The sequence below is a fragment of the Flavobacterium sp. GW823-FHT04A11 genome (assembly GCF_058796535.1).
The window spans coordinates 4,916,687-4,939,857 of the sequence record NZ_CM179503.1 but is presented as its reverse complement, the minus strand read 5'-3'; the positions used below and the strand labels follow the sequence as shown (position 1 = coordinate 4,939,857).

Here is a 23,171-nt window from a genome sequence, read left to right as displayed (position 1 = left end):
TGAATTCGTGGCTAAAAAACCTTTCTAACTTTGAGCCTTTGTACCCAAGAAAAAAACTTAGAACCTTAGCAACTCAGAATCTTAGTACCTTTTTAAAAGCTATATGCCGCTCCAAAAATAACTCTTCCTACTTCATCCGGAGATTTAAAATAAGAGATTCTTGCTGTTAAAACATTAATGGCATTGATCCAAAGTCCGCCACCGTAATCCTGGTGCCATTTTCTGGAGTTTTCTCCGTCAAGCCAAACTCTTCCGTAATCGAAACCACCCAGAATTCCGTAAGTCAGAGGCGCAATCGTTTTTTGAATTTTACCAATACTAAAACGTAAATCACTACTTTGAGAAAAATAAGAACTTCCTAAAAAGCGTTCGTTTCTATAACCTCTCAAATCAGTATCGCCGCCTAGAGAAGCACCATGATAAAAATCAAAATTATTATTTAAAACAGCTTTTCCTTTTAAAAGAGTCGCTAAAACTAACTTTCCGTTGTGATCAATTTTATGTGTAAAACCTAAAAGACTTTCAATAGTTGGAAAATTTTGTTTTGTTTCATTTAAATTAGTCAGCCATGTTGCCGAAATCATAAAAGCAACCCCTAAAGTAGGTTTTGCCGCAAAATCAGAATTTTTAAATATATATTTCGCTTTCAAACCTCCATAATTCTGACTTTCAAAAACATTTGGATTTACAATATTTGGCGTGTTAATATATCTGCCTTCAGTATCTTCAACAGTCATTCTCTGAAAAACTGGCTGTAAACTAAACTCACTTCCATAACGCCCAACATGTCTGATGGCAGCCGAAGCATTAAATTTTCTAATACGCACACGATTATAATCCATTCCAACCTGATCGTCATCATACGTAGTTTCATTTCCGTATCCAAAATAATTCATAGCAAAATTTGGCGTGGTATAAAGCGATTCAACATCAATAACCCATTTACCCAATAATCCCGGAAAATGTGCTACATAATTAAATTCTAATCCGCCGGTAGCAAAATAGTAAAATGCATTAATGACATGTCTTTGCGTGTACGGATTCTGCTTGAAATTATTCACCGTATAATTCAAATTAATACCCACTTTTACACCATCGTCAGGATTAAATCCAATGTTTGGAAGCCCTGAAATTACATTATATTTTGGTTTTTCGTAATTGTATAAATTTACATCATAATCATCTGTAAGCTGTGTTTGAGTTTTAGAATCCAGGTTATAAGTGTTTTCTTTTGATTTAAAATCGTAAACAATTACTTTTTTTCCATTCTCAATATTATAAGTATCATTGTTTTGACCGCCAATTAAACGAATTTTTATGTTCGATTTCTGATTTCCAACAACTTCAAAAACGTCAGCATCGTCTAAACCATAAATCCAAAGATTCTTCGTTTTTGCATCCGTCACAGTTTTGCTATAAATCAATTCATCGCCTTCTTTTTTAACTCGATAAACCTGAACCTCAATGCTTTTTCTTGCATTATGATTGATTACAAATTTGTCTTTTTTATCCGTTCCGGCAATCATTACTGTTTTAGACAGCACATCAGAATATTCCGAAGCATATTTTTGAAGGTCTTTTTTTCTGTTTTTTAGCTTACGCTTAATATCTTCAACCGTTCCATCCTGAACTTCTTTCGGCATATTTTTAAAAGCATTGTCAATCTCCGCATCCGATAAATTTTCCTGAATAAATTTCGCCTGTTCAATCCAGTCCTTTTCATCAGATGTTCTTAAAAAAGCCAAATCCATTGGATAAGGTTCTCTGCTTAACCATTTTACGTTATCAATTTTGTTTTTGAAAGTACGCATATGGCGAAGTGCCGGAATATTCATTAACAGCGAAAGCAAAGTTCCGTCGTATTTGGCAAAAGCCTGATCACGATCGCGCGGAATAGGTTTGTAAATAATCTTATCTCCTTTTTTATATTCTCCCCAACGCCATTGATCGCTGTGTCTGTCCCAGTCACCAATTAACATATCAAACAAACGTGCTTTCATATATTCTTTTTCATCAACCGAATATTTTTCATCTTTATGAAGATTGGCCATCATATCTTCGGTACTGATAATATTACTTGGGTTTCCGAAATTTTTTCCGTCAAGATGATTATCTGCAGGTCTTTCTTCAACCATATACAATTCATCTCCAAAATTCGAATTAAATTCTTTCAATCCATTTTGTTTCGGAATATAATATAGAACAGGATTGGTGTGCGAAATACCCAACTGATCTGCCATACTGCCAATTACAAACGGAGCATAAGGATGTGCAGTAGTATAAAAATCAAACAAAAAGTTCTCAGCATACGTATCTTCAAAATCATTTACAACATATTGATCTTTAAAAGCAACAGATTGTAAAAATGCAGTAGCACTTTTTTTCATACCGCGCATTACATATTCTCTTCCTTTTGGATCAGACATTCTTAAAGATACAGATTGATGTCCGCCGCCTTCGCGAATAGGTTTTAAACCACCCATTAAAGTATCTATTGTTGCAGTTCTGGCTTCAATTGGCAAGCTGTAATATTTTCTGTAATGCTGACCAAATAAAAATTTATGAAATAAACTTTTATCCGTCATTTTTGTCGAATAAATAGAGGTGTTAACAGTTGCAGGAAATTTATTTGAAGCACCCGCAGCCCAGTTAATTTCTTTGGCTTTTATAATCTCACGTTCAAAAAGTAATTTTTCCTTTTGATTTTCATTTCCAAAATAGGACACTTTTGCATCTCCGCTTTTAAATAAAGTCAGGGTTGCATAACCGTTTCCACCATACGAAAAATCATTTTCATTGATTGCCCTTGCAGCTTCAGATTTAGAACCCGCACCGCTTATAATCTGCTTGATATTTTCTTTATTAATATATTGAAGATTATGATCGTGCCCGGAAACTACAATTACATTTTTCTGCCCTTGCAAGAGCGTTTTAATTCTCTTTGCATAAATAGTATATTGTTTATTTTGAATATCCTGCGGACTTGCACCAGAGGTTTTTCTCAATAAATTTATCAGAGAACCGATAACCGGAAGCGGAATTTTTTTCTCTAAAGGAAATAATTGTTTTTCTAATGAAAACTGACCTCCGTGTGTTCCGTTGCTCAGTAAAGGATGATGAATGGCCAGAACAACTGTTTTTTCCTGATTTTTGTTTAGAAGATTTTCCAGTTGATCAAAGAAATCTTCTCTGGTTTTAATGTCGCAATTATCATTTATAGTAGGATGATTGTCCCAGTCTTCCAGAAACCATTCACTATCAACAGTAATTAATGTTGAAGTACTGTCAATTTTGACATCTTCGATCGGACAGCTTTTTCTTGGAAGAAATGATTTTTTATCGTTTAAATATTTCGTTACAAAATCAGCCTGAAGTTCAAGACCTTTAATGCCGCTGTACCAATCATGATTTCCCGGAATAAAAATGGTTTTTCCTTTAAAACCTTTCGTCAATTTTAATTGATTCGTCAGTTTTGTTTCTGCCAAAGCTTTTTCTGAAGCATTGTCATTACTAGGAAAACCTTTTGGGTAAATATTATCACCCAAAAATATCAAAGTCGATTTTTTGTTCGCTCTTTTTAATTTTTGATGTAATAATTCCAGAGTTTGCTGTGATTGCTCCTCATCGGCATTTCCTGCATCTCCCACTAAAAATAAGGTGTGGGAAATTTTTATCGTGTCTGTCGCGTTTTCCGTTTCGTTTACGCCGACATTTTTTCCGTATTGGGCTTTATGTGTAGCACACGAATACAGTAAAAATAATATAGAGATTACTAAAGAATAAGTTTTAATCTTAGTAATAAAATGGTTATCCAAAAACAATTTCATAATTTAGTGGTATATAAAAATATTCGCCATGAATCTAATAGAACAATCCGAAGATTTCGTCAGTAATTTACTCAAAGATAAACTTTCTAATTTATATTCTTATCATAATTTTAACCATACTTTAACCGTAGTTTCTGCGGTAAAAGAACTATGTAAGAAAGAAGATGTAAGTGGTGATGATAAAGAAGCGCTTTTGATAGCTGCCTGGTTTCACGACACCGGATATATTGAAGGTTATGAAAACCATGAAGAAGCAAGTGCAAAAATTGCTTCTGATTTTTTGAGAGAAAAAGGTAAATCTCAGGAGTTTATCGCAACTGTTTCACGTCTTATTCTTGCAACCGTAAAAGAATATGTACCAAAAACACATTTAGAAAAAATTATTAAAGATGCTGATTATGCGCATCTTATGGGAACAGAATATGTTACAACCTGCGAATTACTTCGTTTAGAATTAAAAAATACCGGAATTGCAGCGTTTTCTAATGCCGAATGGACAAAAGAAAACCTGAATTTTTTATTGAATAAACACCGCTTTTATACCGATTATGCTTTGAAAAAATGGCAGCCTCTAAAAGAAAAAAACCTGATTCTGGTGCAGAAAAAAATAGACAAACAAGAATTAAAAGCAGCAAAGTCGCTGGAAGATGAAATTAAAAAGAAAGAAAAAGTAGAAAAACCGGATCGCGGCGTTGATACTTTATTTCGCGTAACACTTGGAAATCACACTCGTTTAAGCGGGATTGCAGATAGTAAAGCCAATATTTTATTGTCTGTAAACGCGATTATTATTTCGATTGCACTTTCTTCTATAATTCCAAAATTGGATAGTCCGAAAAATGCACATTTGGTAATCCCGACATTTATCATGTTGATGTCCAGTGTGATTACTATTATTTTTGCTATTCTTTCAACCCGTCCAAAAGTAACTTCGGGAGTTTTTACCAGAGAAGATATTGAGAACAAAAAGATTAACTTATTGTTTTTTGGAAATTTCTACAAAATGCCTTTGGAAGAATATGACTGGGCAATGAACGAAATGATGAAAGACCGTGATTATCTTTATTCAAACATGATCAAGGATTTATATTACCTGGGGTTGGTTTTACAGCGAAAATATAATTTACTGCGAATAGCCTACAACTTTTTCATGTTTGGTTTGATAGTGACCGTAATAGCCTTTATAATTGCTTTTAAATCAATTTGATATTCCTGACTTATAAACATAGAAACATAATTTATAATTAAAATACTAAAGTTTTAAAAGTTATGTTTCTATGTATTTAAAATAAAAAAGCCCAACTAATTAGTTGAGCTCATCTAATAAATCCTGATACGTTATTTTTTTCGAAACCAGATTTTCTGTATTGTTAATCACTTTTACGCGAATGGCACGTAAACCTGAAACGCCTTGAAGATCTTCCACTTCAAATTGTTCAATAGACGGTTCCAGTATCTTTTTATGCTGTAAATATTTGATGTATTTCAAATATTCGGTTTCTTCATTGTTTTGAGAATATACAATCGTAATTTTTTCTTTCTCCGTAATTCTGTCTTTTGTTCCTTTTATATTGGCTTTATCGATACGTTTTTTCACCACTTCATATCTTGCATTATAAGTTCCGTCAACGTCAAAACGTTTTTCATCCATTCTAAAACGGATAGAAAGAGCTGAACTAAATACCAAAATCAAAGAAGTCACATCAAGTTCATAAGGTAAAGATTCCTTAAGCTGATGATGTTCTAACTCCATTTCGCATAAAGTTTGTAATTGCCACAAACGTAAATTGTGCAAATACATAATATCAAAAGGTTTCGTTGGCGAAATTGAAGCTCCAATATATAAATTGTGTTCAACACCATCCGTTTTAAAACGCTCGTAATAATGCGGATAAATCTGCTGCGCTTCAACTTGTTTTCTATCCAGAACAGAGGCTAATCTCTTGTTTATGATAGACATTGCATTATCAAACTTTTTTCTTTCCTGATAAAACATTCCTGTTTTTTCATCCAGACTTTCAAAATACAATTCTTCCAGTTTTTGATTTTTTGCCGTGTCTTTTGTGTTTTTTAGAATAGGATGAATTTCATCTTCTATATAACGCTGAATATGTTGTTCCGTATCTGCTTTAAGCGGATTTTCTAACTCCGCGCGCATAGATTCCAATTCGAATTTTCGTTGTTCAAGAAGTACCAGATTGCTGTTTGGTTTCTGATTTTCAAAAATTTCCAAAAGCGTACTTAACTGATTTTTTAAATCTCTTTTAACCGTTTCATTTCGATGTTCAGAAGAACCTTTAATATCAATTTGTCCATATAAAGGAAATACATTCTTAAAAACAATTTCTTTAAAAATATAATCTTTGGTATGATTCGTATTCTGAAAATAATTTTGAGATTCTTTTTTAAATTTCCAGTAAACACTTGGATGAATCGTAGTATATTCACGTTGAATAATCGCTTCAATCTGATGTTGCATATCCGTATTGTAGCGGTCGATTGTGTCAGTTAAATACGGTAAAACCAATTCAAGTTTTGTCGCATTGACACTATTTAAATCTCTTGGATTTTCAGAAACTAATTCCACAACTCCGAGTAAATGACCATCTTTTATAACAGGCGCAAAAACACAGCTCTGAATTCCTTGTCGTAATAAATGTTCGCCAAGTCTTTTATTTGGAGATTCTTCAATAAATTTCTTCACATTCGAAATCACAAAAGGCTCTTTTTTATCTAATAAATTCTCAAACGAACATCCAAAAAAAGCATTTTTACACTCGACTTCCTGTTCTTTTGAAAGCAGAAAACTCTGAAGCTGATTGTCGAATTTTACCGGTCTGATGAATTTTTCTTCCTCCGGATTATAGATAATAAAACCAACTTTTAAATGTGAAACCTTAAAAATGGACTTAAAAATGTTTTCTATAATATCATTTGATGCTACCGTTTTAGTATCAGGCTTAAGCAAATTACTTTTTAAATTTGAGATAGCACTTTCTGTAGTGGCATCAAATAAAGAAACAATTCCAAACCCTTTTAAAGTCCAGCTTCCCACAGGAAATTTAGATTTCCATAACTCAAGATCATTATAATTGTCAATTAATAAATCAATATCGTCTTGCGTTAAATGCACTGAACTTTCAGTTGGAATAATTTCCATGAAATCAGCATTGTATAAAATTCGATAATGTTTTTCCACACCTTCCTCATCCGGAATATCATAAAAAAACGGTTTATTAAAATCGATATGCTGTTTATAATAACTGCTCAAAATCAGGCAGCAATTGTTGATGTAAAACTGATGACTGTCAAAATCACGAATTTCCATATAAAATTCATCACCGGCATTGCGTAATATTTTCTTAAAGCGTTCCGTATAATTGAAAGATATATTTTGAAAAGGAATTGTGATGGCTTTTATTTCATTGTGAGTTAGTGCAGTAGGAAATAAATCAGCCGTTATGTTTTTGATTAAAGCCTCATGTGTTTTGATCAGACTATAATCGTGAATTCCGGTTCTGAATTCGGGAATTGATTCAACTTGTTTCAAAATCGCTTTGGCATAGTTCGATCGATAATCAACATTTGATAAAGCAATTTCTTCAAAAGATTGAATTAGTTTATGAAATGATATGATTGTGGTAAAAGGACTTTCGTTGTGTAGAAGGCTACCCATTTGATTTTAATTTAGGCTACAAAATTAAGCATAAATTAAGAATGTTTGACATTTTACGATTTCTTTCATTTATGATATTATAGAAAGAATCCCTTATAAACAGGAGGTTTCAAACGGCTATTTTAATTTTAACTAAACATTAACATTAATAATAACGGAACGATCGTTCCGTTATTATATCTTTGTACCATAATAATTGAATAATCAATAATTTAAAACAAATAAAAATGAAAAATTTAGAAAACAAAGTAGCTATAGTAACAGGTGGAAATAGCGGAATTGGTTATGCAGCAGCAGCTGAATTAACTGCAAAAGGTGCAAAAGTAATTATTACAGGAAGAAACAAAGAAGCTTTGGCAAAAGCCGAAAAAGAATTAAACGTAACCGGAATCGTTTCAGACCAATCAGATTTAAAATCAATTGACAGTTTGGTTGAACAGGTGAAAGCACAATTTGGAAAAGTAGACATCTTATTCTTAAATGCCGGAATCGCTTCATTTGCTCCCGTAGAATCTGCTTCAGAAGAACATTACGATAGCATCATGAATGTGAATGTAAAAGGAGTTTATTTTACAGTTCAAAAAGTATTACCCATATTGAATGATGGCGGATCTATTATTTTTAATACTTCAATCAACGCACATGTTGGTATGCCAAATTCAAGTGTTTATGCCTCAAGCAAAGCTGCGGTTTTATCTTTGAATAAAGTTTTTGCTACAGAATTAGCACCAAGAAAAATCAGAGTAAATGCCGTTTCTCCTGGTCCTGTTGAAACTCCGCTTTATGGAAAATTAGGTTTAGAAAAAGCAGAAGTAGATGGTTTTGGAGCAGTTTTAGGAGAGAAAATTTTATTGAAACGTTTCGGACAATCTTCAGAAATTGCAAAAACAGTTGGTTTCTTAGCTTCAGATGATGCTTCATTTATAACAGGAACTGAAATTGTTGTTGACGGCGGACTTACTGTAAACGCAGTAGTATAATTTTTTTCTCTAATTCAGGAACGATTGTTCCGTATTTTTGTATCTTTGTAAAATATTTCAATTTTAGAAATCATGGCTAGAACAAAAGAATTTAACGAAGATCAGGCTCTGGATAAAGCGATAGAAATTTTTTGGCACAAAGGCTATAACGGCACTTCGGCGCAGGATTTGGTAACGCATTTGGGTTTAAGCCGTTCGAGCTTGTATGATACTTTTGGAGACAAACAGAAGCTGTTTAGTAAGTCGTTGCAGTGTTATCAAAAACAATCTAAGGATCAGGTTATCAAGCTTTTAGAAGAATCTGAAAACGTAAAAGAAACATTGCATGATATTTTTAAACAGGCAGTTTTAGAAAGCCTGCAAGACCGACTTACGAAAGGCTGTTTTATGGTGAATTCTTCTGTAGAACTTGCCATGCATGATGAAGAGATTGCAAAAATCGTAAAAAGCAACAGCCAGACTATGGAAGAAGTTTTTACAAAAGCAGTCAAAAAAGGACAAGAAGCCGGACATATTTCCAAAGCCATTGAGGCGAAAGTCTTAGCTCGATTTATCTTTAATAATTATTCGGGAATTAGAGTTCTCGCCAGAACCGGAGAAAGAGACAAACAAGTCTACGATGATATTGTAAAAGCACTGTTTTCTATATTATAATTTAGAAAACAGCAAAAACAAAAAACGGCAATTACTGATGTAGTTGCCGTTTTTTGTTTAATAATGGAAAAATGAATTATCTGTTTTCGTCCAGTGATTTCATTTCGTCTATGATTGAAAGAATTTGCAGTTGTTCTTCCTCATCTAATTTTTCAGTGTATAAAAGTGTAATTAAAACGGTATAAGAATCGTCTAAACCTGAATTTTCTTCAAGCGTAAGATTTTCTGGATTTGGATATTTTTCGAGTAATGTTTTCGCAGTTTTAAAAGCACGTTCTTCTAATTCTGTTTTTTTTAAATCTGCCATTATATTTGATTTTAGTTCGATTATCAAATCTAGCAAATTTTAAACTGGTTTAAACTTTTTTATTCTATTGAAAGGAAATTCAATTAATAAAAAACGGCAATTACAAATAAATGTAGTTGCCGTTTTTTGTTTTAAGTAAGTAATAGAAAATGAATGACTCTTAGCTTTTTTCTTCTTTGTTGAAATACACTAAGTAGTAATACATTTGTTTTTCTTCATCCCAGCCTTTTTCAACAAATTTCTCGGCGCTTTCAGGATTAATAAAATCCATTTTAATCTGAATGTGAGTATCCAGATTAATAACATTTTTAATCGATTTTCTGGCGTCAGAAACTGCTGCGTTTGCAATAGGGAATGAGGTTACATCTTCGATGCTGTATTTTTCTCCTTTATCAACTTTATAGTTTTTGAATTCAGGAATTAAGTCAGGATTGTCTAATACTTCGTTCAGGAAATTTTGTTCTTCAAACTGATCATTTTTAGCGAAATAATTCACAGATCTGTTCATAAACATTACTTCTTCTTTTTTGTCTTCTGCCGGCAAAACAACATCTTTTGCGAAGTTCTGACAGAATTTCAAGTATTTTTTGGTAATGAAGTTTTCATCTTCAAAAGCATCGACAGATAAAAAGTGCTCTAACCAATAACGCGCATCATAACGGTTACTGTCAACAGTTAGGATTTTATATCCTTCTTCTTTTTTATAATTAAAAATCAAACAGCCTTTATCCAATTTATTAAGATTGATACCTTGCTGCAAGATCATTTCAAGATTGCTGTTTTTTTCTTCAAACTGTAAAAAGTCGGCTTGTATTTCGCTTTTAAAAATTCCGATAGCGTCAACAACGTTGTTATCGATACTTAAATTCGTTAAATACGTTACATAAACCTCTCCGTTTTTAATGTGCGGATGATTGGATTGTTCGAATAAATGAGTAGTGATTTTTTTCGAAATCTCCTGTAAATTACCTGGATTAGCAAAAATCTCCGTAGCATATTTAAACATGTCATTATAATCCAAATCGACTTCGTGCGCAAACTGATAATAGTTTTCTTCTTTCTCTCTAAAAGGTTTAAAAAAGTATTCTTTTATCAAAGGCACAATTTCATCATTCAGATTAAATGGTTGTTCAGATAAAAAAATCGCTTCGTTTCTGCTCTTGTTTCCTACGCGGTGTATCGCAAGCGTCTCGATGTGGGTGTTGAATAAGTTGATCATTTTTTTTAGATGCTAAGGTTCTGAGTTGCTAAGGTACTAAGGTTTAGTTTCTGCCTTTTATTTTTTTAATAAAAGAAACTAACATTCTTTCTACTTCGCGACTGTCCTCATATAGGTTATTAAAATCGTCTTCTTTTATGTACGATATATTTTTTGCGATTTCTAATTGAGTCTGCATTTCAAATAAAGACCCAACAGAAATATTTAAAAAGCGTAAAAGATCTTTATCACTTTCTCTTCCAAATCCTTCGGCAATATTGCTGGGAACTGAAACAGAACTACGTCTTATTTGTGAAGTTAATCCGAAGATTTCTTCTTTTGGAAAATTGTTTGTTGTAAAATAAATTTTGGTAGTCAAGGCCATTGATTTCTGCCAGATAAGCAGACTTCTAAAGTTACTCATTTTGTTATTTTTAATTAATCGGTAAAACTAATAAAAAAATAAGAAAAAACCTTCAAGAGAAAACCTTAGAATCTTAGCATCTCAGAACCTTAGCAACTTAGAACTAATTCCAATTCTCCTCAAATCCATAATCTTCAAAGCTGTCGTCTCCTTCGAACATGTCGAGGTCGTCTTCGTCAAGATCGTCTTCAAATTCTCCGTAGATATCGTCGTGCATATCTGCTTCAAAGTTTTTTTCGATGGCTTCATCCGGCATTTCTCCGTGAGAGAATAAAGTTTCAGGATATGGAGCTCCGGCAATTTGATCTTCAATAGCGGCTAATTCGACTAAGAAAGTCCACATACTGATGAAATCGTACACGTAGATAATTTTGGTGTTTTCTTTATCTAAAATACTAGATAATGGATAATCACTCATAGTTCGTTGTTCGCCGGGAATGTCGCCGGTATCAAAAAGCGGAATTTCGTCTTCCTGATTCCAGGTTTCGTCACAAGTATAAAATGAAGCAACTTCAGTTCCGTCAAAACCAAAAGCGTTGAAGATTGCATTGTGTAAATCCTCAAGCGTATCGTCTTCAAGAATTGCAATGTCTCTAAAAATGTCTTCTTCGGCGTCTAGAATTACTCTAAATTTATAAACCATAATCTTTGTATTTTTGAAAAGTCAAAGGTAAAATATAAAAAATGAAATACGAATCACGAATTGCGATTTGTTGAAAAGATTTTTATTTGTCAGGCTGAGCGGAGTCGAAGCCCATTTAAGGTTAACAAGCCTTCGACTCCGCTCAGGATGACAATAGTGTAATCGAATTACTATTTAAGGGTTAATCTCTTTCTAATCCTATGATAATGTTTATGATACGTACTATGACTTGGATAACTTCTGCCTGAAGTCATATTATTAAATACCAAAGCTGTTAAAAGTAAGATCAAAGTTCCAATTAAAACCGGCGAAAACACATACATATAGCCTAAAGCTTTTACTTTCTCCGTACCAATAATCGCGATTAAAGCAGTTGCTCCTCCCGGAGGATGAAGTGTTTTTGTAATTTGCATTGAAATAATAGCCAATGAAACGGCTAAAGGAGCAGCAATCCAGATAATATCCGGTGCGAGTTTATGAACCGTAACGCCTATAAATGCTGAAATAACATGTCCGCCAACTAAATTTCTGGGCTGCGAAAACGGACTTTGAATAATCCCGTAAACCAAAACGCTTGAAGCGCCAAAAGAACCAATTAAATAAACAGCATCGTTTCCGGAAAAGTGAATGGATTGTACATAAGCCAGAATTCCAATTCCAACAAAAGATCCTATGAAGGACCAAAAATGTTCTTTAAAATCGATTAAAGTTTCTCTATAAAGAATGTAGCGTGTTTTGCGATAGCTTCTTTTTATTTTTGGAGTGGGCATTTATGTGGTATTTTATTTTAAAACTTTGAGATTTTTTGCCACAGATTTAAAGATTCACACGATTATTAATCTTTTAAAATCATTAAATCTTTGGCATAATATTTTTATTTTACTAAACCTGGCGAATAGGAATAAACCGTAAATGGGTAAATCATCTTTGCAGTATATTTTGAAATCAGACAAACTACTAAAATCGGAAAAAATAAAGTGTAATCATTTGTTAGTCCGCAAACTAAAAATATGGCTGTAAAAGGCGCGTGAATACTGGCACTTAAAACTGCCGCCATTCCAATAATCATAAAATTGACAGGAATTACATTCACATGAAAAAATGTATTTAAAATAGAAGCCAGTAATAATCCTAAAAAAGCGCCGATAAAAAGACTGGGAGCAAAGACACCGCCGTCACCTCCGGAAGCTAAAGTTATGGAAGTTACAATAGGTTTTAAAAGCAGAATTCCGACGAAAGTAAAAGCCAAAGTTAGCGTCAAAGGAAGTTCGGATGAAGAACCAAATATTCCTTTTATAGCATGATATCCTTCTCCATATAATTGCGGAAAAATAAAAAGAGAAACACTCAACACCACAGATCCAATGATAATTTTATAATAATGAGTATCGATTTTTCCGAATTGAGATTTGAAAAATAATACGCAGCGTGTTAGATAAACAGAATTTATTCCAGCTAAAATTCCCAATAGAATAAAATATGGAATCGCTTTTAAATGCCAGGTTGTAATCGAAACTGCAAATAAAGGTTCTTCTTTTAAAATAGAAAGTAAACCAAAAGCAATAGAAACCGCAATGACATTTGAAATGATAAAAGCTCTGGTAACTTTTCGTGAAATAACTTCGAGAGCAAATAAAATTCCGGCAATTGGAGAACTAAATAATGCAGTAACTCCTGCCGCAACGCCTGCACAAATTAATTCGGTTTTGTATTGACGAAATACGTTTTCTTTTTGCTGTGCTACAGAACCAATTGTAGCAGTGGCAACAACTGTCGAAACTTCGATTCCGGTTGAACCTCCAAAAATAACCGTTAATAATCCGTTTATAAAGTGAGACGGAATTTTATAAGAAGGTAAATTTTTTGAATTTGATTTTGTGCTTTCAAAAACTTCTTTGATTCCTTTGTTTTCTTTTTTCTTAAACAAGTATTGTCTCAGAAAATAAATTACAGATAATCCGAAAACAGGAAAAAGAATGTAAAAAAGTGGATTTACAGAAACTTCATGAAAGAAAATTTCTTCGTAATATTCAGTAATTTTTTTAAGTGAAATTCCTAAAAAAGCCGATAAAAAGCCAATTAAAACAGAGACAATAAATAATTTTCGGAACTTAATAAATTGATGATTTTTTTTGATTTGCGCCGTTTTGTTCATCAGAAGTAAATTTGTAAACCGCATTAATTTTATTTGCGTTTTCACAAAATTAAAGAATCATATTCGGTTTTTAATAAAAAACACTCATTATATTATGTTAAAAACTGTTTTGAAAGACAATTCTTTCTTTTTGTACTGACATAAGATAAGAAAAAAAACTTTGTGTCTTAGTGCCTTCGTGGCAAAAAAAGCGTTAGCTATCGTTCATAAAATTCAATCGGCAATAAATCCGGATCAGCAATAAAAGTAAAACGTTTATTAGTCGTTTCATCAATTCGAATTGGTTCTGATTCTATATTTTTTGAATCTAAAAAAGCAACAGTTTCATCCAGATTAATAACTTCAAAAGCCAAATGACGCAAGCCAACCGCTTCGGGTCTTGAAGGTCGTTTTGGCGGATCAGGAAATGAAAATAATTCAACTACATAAGTTCCATTTAAAGCCAGATCCAGTTTATAAGACTGGCGTTCTTCGCGATAGATTTCTCTAATAATTGTTAAGCCTAAAACTTCGGTATAAAAAGTTTTAGATTTTTGATAATCAGAACATAAAATGGCGATGTGATGAATTTTGTTTAAAGTAAGCATTAGATATTGGGTTCAGTTTCTTGATTTAATTTTCGAATTACTTTTGCAGGATTTCCAACGGCTAAAGAATTATCCGGAATATCTTTTGTTACGACAGATCCGGCGCCAATGACACAGCCTTTTCCAATTGTTACACCGGGACAAATTACTGAGTTTCCGCCAATCCAGCAATCGTCTCCAATTGTAACAGGATATGCATTTTCAAGCGATTTTCTTAATTCGGCGTCAAGCGGATGCGAAGCGGTATAAATTTGAACATTTGGCGCAATAAAAACATTTGACCCAATATTTACGGGCGCACAATCCAGAACAACACAATTTACATTGAAATAAACGTTGTCTCCGCAAAAAATATTATAACCATAATCACAGTGAAAAGGAGGTTCTATGTAAAAACCTTGTCCAGTATTAGGAATCAGTTCTTTTAAAATTTCTTTTGCTTTTTTGGTTACCCGATATTCTTTTACATTTAAGGTATGCAGAAGATTTTTTGCAGTTCGGCGGCCTTTTACTAATTCCGGATCAAAAGCGTTGTAATACTCCCCCGAAATCATTTTTTCTTTTTCTGTTTTCATACAGTATAATGATATTTTGTCCTGATATTTTCGACTGCAGTTCTTTAATTATTTAGCATTTTATTTTCAGTCAATTCAATGTTTTTTATTGAAGCAATTGGCGCAATTTTTACTGTTTGTTCTCCTTTTGTTACATAAAAATAATAGGTCGTATTTGATCCTATTATGTAAACCTGTTCCGAGTTTTCATCATTAAAGTTTAGAGTATTGTTGTAGTGTAATGTTTTGCCTTTTATTTTTGTGGCAATCGATCTGCCATCTGCAAATCCATATCCCAAAAAAACAGAGATTAAAAAACTAGCAAGAAATTTTATTGAGATAGTTGTGTAATAATCAATTTTTTCACTTTCTGCTAATTTTTTCACTTCGGTAATGTCTTTTACACCAAACAATTTGTGAAGGCCTTTTTTGTCTTCGTTGTTTAATAATATTTGAGGAAGGTTGTAGGAAAAAATAAACAGTATTAAAACAGTTATAAAAAATACAGGATGCGAAGTAACGGCCGCTAATGGACTTATTAAAATGTCTATAATAGATGAATATCTGATAATATTTATTCCTATTTGATAATACGATATAGTTTCTTTCACAATTCCCAAAGTGACAAGAAAGAGATAACCTAAAGGAAGTAAACCTTGCACTTTATCAATGTTTTTCATCTGAATTACCTATTTAATCCCCTAATTTTAATTTTTAAAGCAACTTCTTCAAAATAACAATTTGTCCCAAATGATACACATCATGCTGGATAATGCCATGAATATCTTCATAAAAATTATGATTGTTGTTTGGGTCTATTTTTTCGAAACCGGCATCCTCAAAATCACTCAAAAAAGCCGTCCATAATTCCTGAGATTTGGCAAGACTTTGCAGCGATTGTTCCCAGGCTGGTTCAGATGAGTCCAGAATTGGCACAAAATAATTATGATCTGGCGTGGTAATTATTTCGCCCTGAACGCGTCTTAAAATATTTCTTCTCCATTGGGTAAGATGGTTGACAATTTCCCAAATCGTATTCAAATTAGGATTTACTTTTTTAATAGCCTGCGCTGCGGTAACACCTTTTAAAGTATCGGCTAAGGTAACCTCAAGCCACGGATTTCCATTATAAATGGATTGATATAAATTTGAAACTCTTTTACTTTCTGACATGATTAATAGTTTTTAAACGTGAAAGCTAAGATACGAATAAGTAATTTACAACTCATCCTCAAAATTCTACAATTGGGTTATTAATTATTTTATACCTTCGAATGTTAAAATACATTTGCTTCATCAAAATCAAAAACCATGAGAACCAAATTACTTTTTACAATTAGCTTTTTATTTTTAACAACTGCATTTTTTGCTCAAAATACCATTTCTGGAAAAGTGGTTGATGAAAAAGGAAAACCCGTTCCCGGAGCAAATATTTATATCGACGGAACATACGATGGAGCAACAAGTTCTGAAACAGGTGAATTTTCTTTTGAAACAACAGCAACGGGAAATCAATTTATAGTAGTAAGTTTTTTACTTTATGAAACATTCAAAACAGAAATTGATGTTACCAATTTTAAAGATCAAACGGTAAAACTAAGAGAGAATGTAAACGCTCTTGACGCTGTTGTAATCACTGCCGGAACATTAGAATCCGGAGACAAAGCAAGAGTTTCTGTTTTAAAGCCACTCGATATTGTGACTACAGCAGGTTCCGCAGGAAATATTATTGCCGCTCTGCAAACATTGCCGGGAACACAAACTGTTGGTGAAGACGGGCGTTTGTTTGTTCGTGGAGGGGAAGCCAGCGAAACCCAGACTTTTGTTGACGGACTTCGCGTAGCACAGCCTTACGGCGCTTCAACCAATAATTTACCGACACGAAGCCGTTTTTCTCCTTTCTTATTTAGCGGAATTGCTTTTTCTACAGGTGGATATTCTGCAGAATATGGCGAAGCTTTATCAAGTGTTTTACTTTTAAATACACAAGATGAACCGGATCAAAATAAAACAGATATTGCTTTAATGACCGTAGGTTTAGGAGTTGGAAATACTCAAAAGTGGAAAAAAAGTTCGTTTAGTATCAATACCAATTATATCAATTTAGCACCTTATCAGGCTGTGATTCCTCAAAATGTTGACTGGAATAATCCGTATCAGTCTCTGGGTGGTGAAGCTGTATATCGTTATCACTTTGAAAGAGGAATTTTTAAATTATACGCGGCTTTCGATTCAGAGAAATTCGATTTAAATCAGAAAAACGTAAACTTTGTTGATCCGGTAAGAACAGACTTAAATAATAATAATTTTTATTTTAACGGATCTTACAAAGGTGATTTTGGAACAGGCTGGCAAATTACTTCAGGAGTTAGTTACGGTTACAGCAAAAACAAAGTCAAATATGATATTAGTGATGTAAACACCAATGAAAATGCAGCGCAGTTGAAATTAAAGTTGAGAAAAAACTTTTCGAATTACTTTAAATTATCTTTTGGAGCAGATTATTTTATCACCAAATTCAATGAAAATTTCAAGGATAATATTTCTATTGATGTTGCAAACGGTTACGATTCAAACATCGCTGCTTTTTATACCGAAGGAGATATTTTATTCTCAAAAAATCTGGCGTTGAAAGTGGGAGCAAGACTTTCAAATAATAGTTTATTAGATGAAACTAACCTCGCTCCAAGAGCTTCTATTGCTTATAAAGTTTCTAAAACGAGTCAGTTTTCATTTGCTTACGGAGATTTTTCTCAAACACCGGTTGTTGATTACATCAAGTATTCCAAATACCACCAATTTGAAAGTGAAAAAGCGCAGCATTATATCTTAAACTATCAATTTACAAGACCGGGACAAACTTTTAGAGCCGAAGCTTATTATAAGGATTACAGCAATTTAGTTCAATACGATACAAAAGATATTGCTTACAATTCAGTTTTCAACAATAACGGTTCAGGATATGCAAAAGGACTGGATTTGTTTTGGAGAGACAGCAATTTATATAAAAACTTAGAATATTGGATTTCTTATTCTTACATCGATTCTGAAAGACAATACAAGAATTTTCCAACGATGGCAACTCCAAGTTTTATTGCCAATCACAGTTTATCCATCGTAACAAAATATTTTATTACCGACTGGAAATCACAAATTGGTTTTACAAATAGTTACAGTTCAGGACGTCCGTATAATGATCCAAATCAGACGCAATTCATGAATGGAAAAACAAAATCTTATAATAGTTTGAGTTTTAACTGGGCATATTTATTAACCACACAAAAAATTCTGTATTTCTCCGTTTCAAATGTATTAGGATCACAAAACGTTTTTGGATATGATTATGCAAAATTACCAGACGCAAACGGAGTTTACAACAGACAAGCCGTAACCCCAACCGCAGACAGATTTTTCTTCGTTGGTTTCTTCTGGACAATCAGTGATAATAAAAATGATAATCAGTTGAAAAATTTATAAAGGTTCAAAGAGGCAAAGGTTCAAAGGGACAGAGGTTTATATAGAAAATCAAAAAAAACCTTTGAGCCTTTGTTACTCTGAACCTTTGAACCTCAAAAGAAACAATTCAGTAAGCAAAATCAACAACTGAGTATTATTTAATTTTAAAAGAATATAAACCGACATACTTTTGAAGTATAAATTAACAAACAGAGTTTTAATCATCAATTAATTAGCCACTAAGTTGCTAAGATCCTAAGATACTAAGAAAAAAAACTTAGAAACTTAGCAACTCAGAACCTTAGTAACTTTAAAAAAAACAACCCATGACCAAAATTATCACAATAACAATGATGTTTATCTGCAGCTTAATGTCTGCTCAAAATGTAAAATTAACCGTTTCTGTTTCAGGATTGAAAAACAATACAGGAATCGTAAAAGTAGGTTTGTACAACTCAGAAGGCACATTTCTTAAAACGGCATATAAAAGCCTTACTTCTGAAATTAAAAACAATGAAGCGACGGTGACATTTGATAATCTTCCGACAGGAGAATATGCAATTTCAACCTATCACGATGAAAACAACAACGGACAGCTTGATAAAAATATGATGGGAATTCCTTCTGAAGATTATGCTGCTTCAAACAATGCTAAAGGATTTATGGGACCACCTTCCTATAAAGATGCTAAATTTGTTATCGATAAAAATTCAAAAATTAAAATTGCATTATAAATAGTAACCAACAAAAAATAAACAACCATTAAATTACTTATAAAATGAAAAAAATCATCACTTTAATCGCATTATTTGTAGTAGTAATAAGCTCTGCACAAACACAATTTGAACAAGGAATGGGAAAAGCCTTCGGACTTTGGAAAGAAGGAAAAAATGCAGAAGCTTCGGCAATGTTTGAAAGAATTGCTGCGGCAGAAAAAACAAGTTATCTGCCAAATTATTATGTAGCTTTAATCAATACGACAACTGCATTTACTGAAAAAGACAAAACAAAAATTGATTTGTTATTGACAAAAGCACAAGATGCATTAGATGTAGAATTCATAAAAGATCAAAACAATGCCGAATTATATGCCATGCAAGCTTTGATTTATACGGCTTGGGTAGTTGCAGATCCAATGACAAACGGAATGAAATATTCTGCTAAAGTGATGGAAGCTTACGCAAAAGGAAAAGCGATCGACCCAAATAATCCAAGAATTGTTTTTGGTGAAGCTGATTATCAGATCGGTGGAGCAAAATGGACAGGTGTTGATACAAAGCCATTATGTGCTCAGGTTGATAAAGCAATTGAACTTTTTGGTACTTTTAAACCAGCAACTCCTTTTTCTCCAAAATGGGGATTAGAAAGAGCTTTGGAAACTCAAAAATCTTGCAACAAATAATAATTTAAAAAATAAATAATGTCTTTAAAACCAAATTTGTTTAAAGCGTTTATAATAGGCGGAATTGTTTTTATATTTTCCTTTCTAATACGTTTTGCTTCGATTGGAATCGAAGTTTTCAACAAAGATTTATACATTTTTTTCCTGTATTGCATGTTATACAGCGTTGTGCTGTATGTTGTTAATGCATCGTTATTTGTATATCTGGATAAAGTTTTTAGAGACAACAGATTTTCAGCTAGAAGAATTTTAGTTGGATTTATAAGTTCATTTTTTATTTCGCTCTTTGTCATTTTTTTACTGCGGATTTTTACACAGGTCGTGATCGAAAAAAGACCGGTAATTAGTTTTTTGGCAAATGAAAAAGCGGGAAGTTATATAGAATCTTCAGTGATTACTTTTATCATTTTGCTGGTATTTCACGCACTTCATTTCTATCGATTGTATCAGGAAAATAAAGTCAAGCAGCAAAAAATCATTGCAGGAACGGCAAATGCGAAATTCGAAAGTTTAAAAAATCAGATAGATCCGCATTTTCTTTTTAATAGTTTGAATGTATTAAGTTCTTTGATCGAAGAGAATCCGGATAATGCACAAAGATTTACCACTTCTTTATCTAAAATCTATCGTTATGTTTTAGAGCAAAAAGATAAAGAACTGGTTTCTGTTGAAGATGAATTGTCATTTGCAAAAACGTACATGAATTTGCTAAAAATGCGCTTCGAAAATAGTTTGTTTTACGAATTGCCAACAACAGATATTAATCCGGATGCAAAAGTGGTTCCGCTATCGTTGCAGCTTTTACTCGAAAATACGGTAAAACACAATGTGGTAAGTGAACAAAAACCGTTGCATATCAGAATTTATGTTGACGGAGATTATCTGGCTATTCAGAATGATTTTCAAAAGAAAGAAGTTTTGCAGGACAGGCAAGGAGTTGGTTTGCAGAATATTGTAGACCGCTACGGAATTATTACAAACAGAAAAGTTTTGATAGAACAAAACAAGGAAACATTTACGGTTAAAATTCCAATTTTGACCAAACAAATTACGGTTATGGATGCAAGTGTAGATTATAATGATGAAAGTAAGGCTTATTTCAGAGCTAAAAAAAGAGTTGAAGAATTGAAAGGTTTTTATGGAAATGTACTTTCTTATTGTTGTATAATTCCGTTTTTAGTTTTTATAAATTTAAAATTTTCACCGGGATTTCAATGGTTTTGGTTTTCTGCTCTAGGCTGGGGATTTGGAGTTGTAATGCATGCTTTTAAAGTTTTTGGTTACAGTTCTGATTGGGAAGAAAGAAAAATCAGAGAGATTTTGGAAAAAGACAACAAGCAAAAAAACTGGAAATAGTCATGGAAACACATTGCAATTTTGACAGGGAAAGATTTGAGTTTGAGCAAATATTTAACAAAAGAATTGTTAAACTAAAATCATTTTGTATTCATGCTCTTCTATACTTTTCGGCAGTAACGGTTTTTATTTTAAAAGAATTTTTTGGAGTTCATTTTGATTTTTTTGCAATCCAATATCTAAATTATGTTGTGCTGATAATCTGGACCGGGGTGTTTTTATTTTCTGCGATTGATTTAATTATTTCCTATACAATTTTCGGGAAAGAATGGGAGGAACGTAAACTGAAAAGTATTCTGGAAAAAAGACAGCAAAAACAGAAATGGGTCTAAGTATGAAAAAGCAATTTATTGAAGAAGAACGTTATTATCGAGCTCAAAAAAGAGTAGAAGAAATTTTAGAAAAAGAAAAAAAACAAAAATGGGAGTAATCATGGAAATGAATTTTAGCGAAGAAGATAAATACTATCTTGCAAAAAAGAAAGTAGAAAGCATAAAAGGATTTTACGCAAACCTTACGTCTTTCATTGGTGTAAATGTGATTTTAATTTTCATTAATTTATATACAACACCAGATCATTTATGGTTTTACTGGCCGCTAATGTGGTGGGGAATAGGTGTGCTTTTTCACGGATTAAAGGTTTTTGAAGTATTTCCGGTTTTAGGAAAAGACTGGGAAAGAAGAAAAATCCAGGAATTTATGGAAAAAGAAAAAGAGAATAATAACAAATGGAAATAATTTAATTTTAGATATAATGGGAAGATTTAGAAGACGCACGTACGAAGAATATTCACAAGAATTTTCATCAGATGAACGCTTTAATGCAGCGTACAAAAAAGTAAAAAGAATACAAGGATTTTATTCGCATTTAAGAATTTATATCATAGTAAACATCCTGATAATCGTTGCCAGCGTAAACGGAAACTTTTTCTCAAAAGGAATCCTGGACAGCGGATTATTAGATTGGCAAACATATTCTACCGCTTTGTTTTGGGGAATAGGTTTACTGGCTCATGGATTATCTGTTTTTGGCAGAGATGTTTTTTTTAGTGCTGATTGGGAACAAAGAAAAATTCAGGAATACATGAATAAGGAAGCTGCCAATAATAAATGGGAATAATTGTAGATTTACTTTTTCAAAATTAGCATTGTAAAATGACAACATTAATAATAGAAGACGAAAAACCCGCTGCCAGATTATTACAGCGAAAACTGGAAAAATTAAATATTGCTGTAGAAACCATGCTGCATTCTGTAGAAGAAGCGATCAATTGGTTTTCTAATAATGAACATCCTGATTTAATTTTTCTGGATATTCAATTGTCAGATGGTTTATCGTTTGAAATTTTTGATAAAATAGAAATTAAAAGCGCCATCATTTTTACAACTGCTTATGATGAATATGCTTTAAAAGCCTTTAAACTCAACAGTATCGATTATCTTTTAAAACCTATTGACGAAGATGATCTGGATGTTGCCGTTAATAAATTCAAAGCACGTTTGCCTAAAATAGAATCGGAACCCAAAAACCTTCAGTTAGACTTTGAGCAAATACGCCAAATGTTGTCAAATCCTTTTGAGAAGAATTTCAAGAAACGATTTACCGTTAAAATTGGTCAGCATTTAAAGGTTATTACAACAGATGAAATCGAATGTTTTTTTAGTGAAAACAAAGGAACTTACATTCATACTTTCGATAATCGAAATTATTTAATCGATTCGACGTTAGAGATTTTGGAGCAGGAATTAGATATGAAGAACTTCTTTCGCGTAAGCAGAAAATTCATTGTTCCGCTTCCTGCAATTAAAGAAATTCAGGTTTACACCAATTCCCGACTTAAAGTTATTTTACCAACTTATAAAGAAGATGAGGTTATTGTAAGCCGTGAAAAGGTTCAGGATTTTAAAAATTGGTTGGGATAAAAAAAAATATTTTATAATTAAATTCCAAC

General features: G+C 32.6%; 23 protein-coding genes. 11 read left to right on the top strand and 12 right to left on the bottom strand.

Annotated elements, in window-relative coordinates; all coding sequences use genetic code 11:
- Nucleotides 1-92: 92 nt before the first annotated feature.
- On the bottom strand, nt 93-3,827 hold the full coding sequence (locus tag AC3QL1_RS21095; protein WP_492494097.1) for a metallophosphoesterase: 3,735 nt from the start codon (nt 3,825-3,827) through the stop codon (nt 93-95).
- Nucleotides 3,828-3,855: 28 nt separating this feature from the next.
- Between AC3QL1_RS21095 and AC3QL1_RS21090 the strand changes: the two genes are divergently transcribed.
- Nucleotides 3,856-5,034, top strand: coding sequence for a Pycsar system effector family protein (locus AC3QL1_RS21090; RefSeq protein ID WP_492494096.1), 1,179 nt, complete (start codon nt 3,856-3,858; stop codon nt 5,032-5,034).
- 99 nt (nt 5,035-5,133) lie between these two features.
- On the opposite strand, the gene AC3QL1_RS21085 is transcribed toward AC3QL1_RS21090, so the two are convergent.
- Nucleotides 5,134-7,503, bottom strand: a complete 2,370-nt coding sequence (locus tag AC3QL1_RS21085) for a GAF domain-containing protein (RefSeq protein ID WP_492494095.1) — start codon at nt 7,501-7,503, stop codon at nt 5,134-5,136.
- A gap of 227 nt (nt 7,504-7,730) precedes the next feature.
- Here AC3QL1_RS21085 and AC3QL1_RS21080 point away from each other — a divergent pair, with 227 nt between their 5' ends.
- Both AC3QL1_RS21080 and AC3QL1_RS21075 read left to right on the top strand, forming a co-directional pair.
- Complete coding sequence (locus AC3QL1_RS21080; protein ID WP_492494094.1) at nt 7,731-8,483, top strand: SDR family oxidoreductase; 753 nt, start codon at nt 7,731-7,733, stop codon at nt 8,481-8,483.
- A 72-nt stretch (nt 8,484-8,555) separates the two neighbouring features.
- Complete coding sequence (locus AC3QL1_RS21075) at nt 8,556-9,137, top strand: TetR/AcrR family transcriptional regulator (protein ID WP_492494093.1); 582 nt, start codon at nt 8,556-8,558, stop codon at nt 9,135-9,137.
- Nucleotides 9,138-9,213: 76 nt separating this feature from the next.
- Here AC3QL1_RS21075 and AC3QL1_RS21070 read toward each other — a convergent pair whose 3' ends face one another.
- From AC3QL1_RS21070 to AC3QL1_RS21025, 10 genes are all read right to left on the bottom strand, one after another.
- Complete coding sequence (locus AC3QL1_RS21070; protein WP_492494092.1) at nt 9,214-9,444, bottom strand: hypothetical protein; 231 nt, start codon at nt 9,442-9,444, stop codon at nt 9,214-9,216.
- Nucleotides 9,445-9,604: 160 nt separating this feature from the next.
- Nucleotides 9,605-10,663, bottom strand: coding sequence for a nucleoid-associated protein (locus AC3QL1_RS21065; RefSeq protein ID WP_492494091.1), 1,059 nt, complete (start codon nt 10,661-10,663; stop codon nt 9,605-9,607).
- Nucleotides 10,664-10,706: 43 nt separating this feature from the next.
- The gene (locus AC3QL1_RS21060; RefSeq protein WP_492494090.1) at nt 10,707-11,066 is read right to left on the bottom strand and encodes a four helix bundle protein; all 360 of its coding nucleotides are present in this window, start codon (nt 11,064-11,066) and stop codon (nt 10,707-10,709) included.
- A 103-nt stretch (nt 11,067-11,169) separates the two neighbouring features.
- On the bottom strand, nt 11,170-11,709 hold the full coding sequence (locus tag AC3QL1_RS21055; protein WP_492494089.1) for an IS1096 element passenger TnpR family protein: 540 nt from the start codon (nt 11,707-11,709) through the stop codon (nt 11,170-11,172).
- Nucleotides 11,710-11,879: 170 nt separating this feature from the next.
- Entirely contained in the window at nt 11,880-12,479 is a 600-nt protein-coding gene (locus tag AC3QL1_RS21050; RefSeq protein ID WP_492494088.1) for an HPP family protein, read from the bottom strand.
- Between the two features lie 104 nt (nt 12,480-12,583).
- Nucleotides 12,584-13,864, bottom strand: a complete 1,281-nt coding sequence (locus AC3QL1_RS21045; RefSeq protein WP_492494087.1) for a chloride channel protein — start codon at nt 13,862-13,864, stop codon at nt 12,584-12,586.
- A 197-nt stretch (nt 13,865-14,061) separates the two neighbouring features.
- On the bottom strand, nt 14,062-14,451 hold the full coding sequence (gloA2, locus tag AC3QL1_RS21040) for an SMU1112c/YaeR family gloxylase I-like metalloprotein (protein ID WP_492494086.1): 390 nt from the start codon (nt 14,449-14,451) through the stop codon (nt 14,062-14,064).
- Entirely contained in the window at nt 14,451-15,026 is a 576-nt protein-coding gene (locus AC3QL1_RS21035) for a sugar O-acetyltransferase (RefSeq protein WP_492494085.1), read from the bottom strand. The genes gloA2 and AC3QL1_RS21035 overlap by 1 nt, the downstream gene beginning before the upstream one ends.
- A gap of 44 nt (nt 15,027-15,070) precedes the next feature.
- Nucleotides 15,071-15,685 carry a hypothetical protein gene (locus AC3QL1_RS21030; RefSeq protein WP_492494084.1) on the bottom strand — a complete coding sequence of 205 codons (615 nt, stop codon included), beginning with the start codon at nt 15,683-15,685 and terminating at the stop codon, nt 15,071-15,073.
- A gap of 34 nt (nt 15,686-15,719) precedes the next feature.
- On the bottom strand, nt 15,720-16,178 hold the full coding sequence (locus AC3QL1_RS21025; protein WP_492494083.1) for a DinB family protein: 459 nt from the start codon (nt 16,176-16,178) through the stop codon (nt 15,720-15,722).
- Between the two features lie 138 nt (nt 16,179-16,316).
- Between AC3QL1_RS21025 and AC3QL1_RS21020 the strand changes: the two genes are divergently transcribed.
- The 8 genes from AC3QL1_RS21020 (at nt 16,317) to AC3QL1_RS20985 (ending at nt 23,142) form a co-directional block, all read left to right on the top strand.
- Nucleotides 16,317-18,482: a TonB-dependent receptor gene (locus AC3QL1_RS21020; RefSeq protein WP_492494082.1), complete on the top strand. Its 2,166-nt coding sequence runs from the start codon at nt 16,317-16,319 to the stop codon at nt 18,480-18,482.
- Between the two features lie 305 nt (nt 18,483-18,787).
- Entirely contained in the window at nt 18,788-19,195 is a 408-nt protein-coding gene (locus tag AC3QL1_RS21015; RefSeq protein WP_492494081.1) for a DUF2141 domain-containing protein, read from the top strand.
- Nucleotides 19,196-19,239: 44 nt separating this feature from the next.
- Nucleotides 19,240-19,863, top strand: coding sequence for a hypothetical protein (locus tag AC3QL1_RS21010; RefSeq protein WP_492494080.1), 624 nt, complete (start codon nt 19,240-19,242; stop codon nt 19,861-19,863).
- 18 nt (nt 19,864-19,881) lie between these two features.
- Complete coding sequence (locus AC3QL1_RS21005; protein WP_492494079.1) at nt 19,882-21,219, top strand: histidine kinase; 1,338 nt, start codon at nt 19,882-19,884, stop codon at nt 21,217-21,219.
- A gap of 2 nt (nt 21,220-21,221) precedes the next feature.
- On the top strand, nt 21,222-21,551 hold the full coding sequence (locus AC3QL1_RS21000; RefSeq protein WP_492494078.1) for a 2TM domain-containing protein: 330 nt from the start codon (nt 21,222-21,224) through the stop codon (nt 21,549-21,551).
- Between the two features lie 100 nt (nt 21,552-21,651).
- Entirely contained in the window at nt 21,652-21,957 is a 306-nt protein-coding gene (locus AC3QL1_RS20995; protein WP_492494077.1) for a 2TM domain-containing protein, read from the top strand.
- A gap of 16 nt (nt 21,958-21,973) precedes the next feature.
- The gene (locus AC3QL1_RS20990; RefSeq protein WP_492494076.1) at nt 21,974-22,339 is read left to right on the top strand and encodes a 2TM domain-containing protein; all 366 of its coding nucleotides are present in this window, start codon (nt 21,974-21,976) and stop codon (nt 22,337-22,339) included.
- A 35-nt stretch (nt 22,340-22,374) separates the two neighbouring features.
- On the top strand, nt 22,375-23,142 hold the full coding sequence (locus AC3QL1_RS20985) for a LytR/AlgR family response regulator transcription factor (protein ID WP_492494075.1): 768 nt from the start codon (nt 22,375-22,377) through the stop codon (nt 23,140-23,142).
- The last annotated feature ends 29 nt before the right edge of the window (nt 23,143-23,171 follow it).

Excerpts from the sequence above, each read along its gene's own strand:
- AC3QL1_RS21095 (WP_492494097.1), bottom strand. The coding sequence starts at position 3,827 with ATGAAATTGTTTTTGGATAACCATTTTATTACTAAGATTAAAACTTAT.
- AC3QL1_RS21090 (WP_492494096.1), top strand. The coding sequence starts at position 3,856 with ATGAATCTAATAGAACAATCCGAAGATTTCGTCAGTAATTTACTCAAA.
- AC3QL1_RS21085 (WP_492494095.1), bottom strand. The coding sequence starts at position 7,503 with ATGGGTAGCCTTCTACACAACGAAAGTCCTTTTACCACAATCATATCA.
- AC3QL1_RS21080 (WP_492494094.1), top strand. The coding sequence starts at position 7,731 with ATGAAAAATTTAGAAAACAAAGTAGCTATAGTAACAGGTGGAAATAGC.
- AC3QL1_RS21075 (WP_492494093.1), top strand. The coding sequence starts at position 8,556 with ATGGCTAGAACAAAAGAATTTAACGAAGATCAGGCTCTGGATAAAGCG.
- AC3QL1_RS21070 (WP_492494092.1), bottom strand. The coding sequence starts at position 9,444 with ATGGCAGATTTAAAAAAAACAGAATTAGAAGAACGTGCTTTTAAAACT.
- AC3QL1_RS21065 (WP_492494091.1), bottom strand. The coding sequence starts at position 10,663 with ATGATCAACTTATTCAACACCCACATCGAGACGCTTGCGATACACCGC.
- AC3QL1_RS21060 (WP_492494090.1), bottom strand. The coding sequence starts at position 11,066 with ATGAGTAACTTTAGAAGTCTGCTTATCTGGCAGAAATCAATGGCCTTG.
- AC3QL1_RS21055 (WP_492494089.1), bottom strand. The coding sequence starts at position 11,709 with ATGGTTTATAAATTTAGAGTAATTCTAGACGCCGAAGAAGACATTTTT.
- AC3QL1_RS21050 (WP_492494088.1), bottom strand. The coding sequence starts at position 12,479 with ATGCCCACTCCAAAAATAAAAAGAAGCTATCGCAAAACACGCTACATT.
- AC3QL1_RS21045 (WP_492494087.1), bottom strand. The coding sequence starts at position 13,864 with ATGAACAAAACGGCGCAAATCAAAAAAAATCATCAATTTATTAAGTTC.
- gloA2 (WP_492494086.1), bottom strand. The coding sequence starts at position 14,451 with ATGCTTACTTTAAACAAAATTCATCACATCGCCATTTTATGTTCTGAT.
- AC3QL1_RS21035 (WP_492494085.1), bottom strand. The coding sequence starts at position 15,026 with ATGAAAACAGAAAAAGAAAAAATGATTTCGGGGGAGTATTACAACGCT.
- AC3QL1_RS21030 (WP_492494084.1), bottom strand. The coding sequence starts at position 15,685 with ATGAAAAACATTGATAAAGTGCAAGGTTTACTTCCTTTAGGTTATCTC.
- AC3QL1_RS21025 (WP_492494083.1), bottom strand. The coding sequence starts at position 16,178 with ATGTCAGAAAGTAAAAGAGTTTCAAATTTATATCAATCCATTTATAAT.
- AC3QL1_RS21020 (WP_492494082.1), top strand. The coding sequence starts at position 16,317 with ATGAGAACCAAATTACTTTTTACAATTAGCTTTTTATTTTTAACAACT.
- AC3QL1_RS21015 (WP_492494081.1), top strand. The coding sequence starts at position 18,788 with ATGACCAAAATTATCACAATAACAATGATGTTTATCTGCAGCTTAATG.
- AC3QL1_RS21010 (WP_492494080.1), top strand. The coding sequence starts at position 19,240 with ATGAAAAAAATCATCACTTTAATCGCATTATTTGTAGTAGTAATAAGC.
- AC3QL1_RS21005 (WP_492494079.1), top strand. The coding sequence starts at position 19,882 with ATGTCTTTAAAACCAAATTTGTTTAAAGCGTTTATAATAGGCGGAATT.
- AC3QL1_RS21000 (WP_492494078.1), top strand. The coding sequence starts at position 21,222 with ATGGAAACACATTGCAATTTTGACAGGGAAAGATTTGAGTTTGAGCAA.
- AC3QL1_RS20995 (WP_492494077.1), top strand. The coding sequence starts at position 21,652 with ATGGAAATGAATTTTAGCGAAGAAGATAAATACTATCTTGCAAAAAAG.
- AC3QL1_RS20990 (WP_492494076.1), top strand. The coding sequence starts at position 21,974 with ATGGGAAGATTTAGAAGACGCACGTACGAAGAATATTCACAAGAATTT.
- AC3QL1_RS20985 (WP_492494075.1), top strand. The coding sequence starts at position 22,375 with ATGACAACATTAATAATAGAAGACGAAAAACCCGCTGCCAGATTATTA.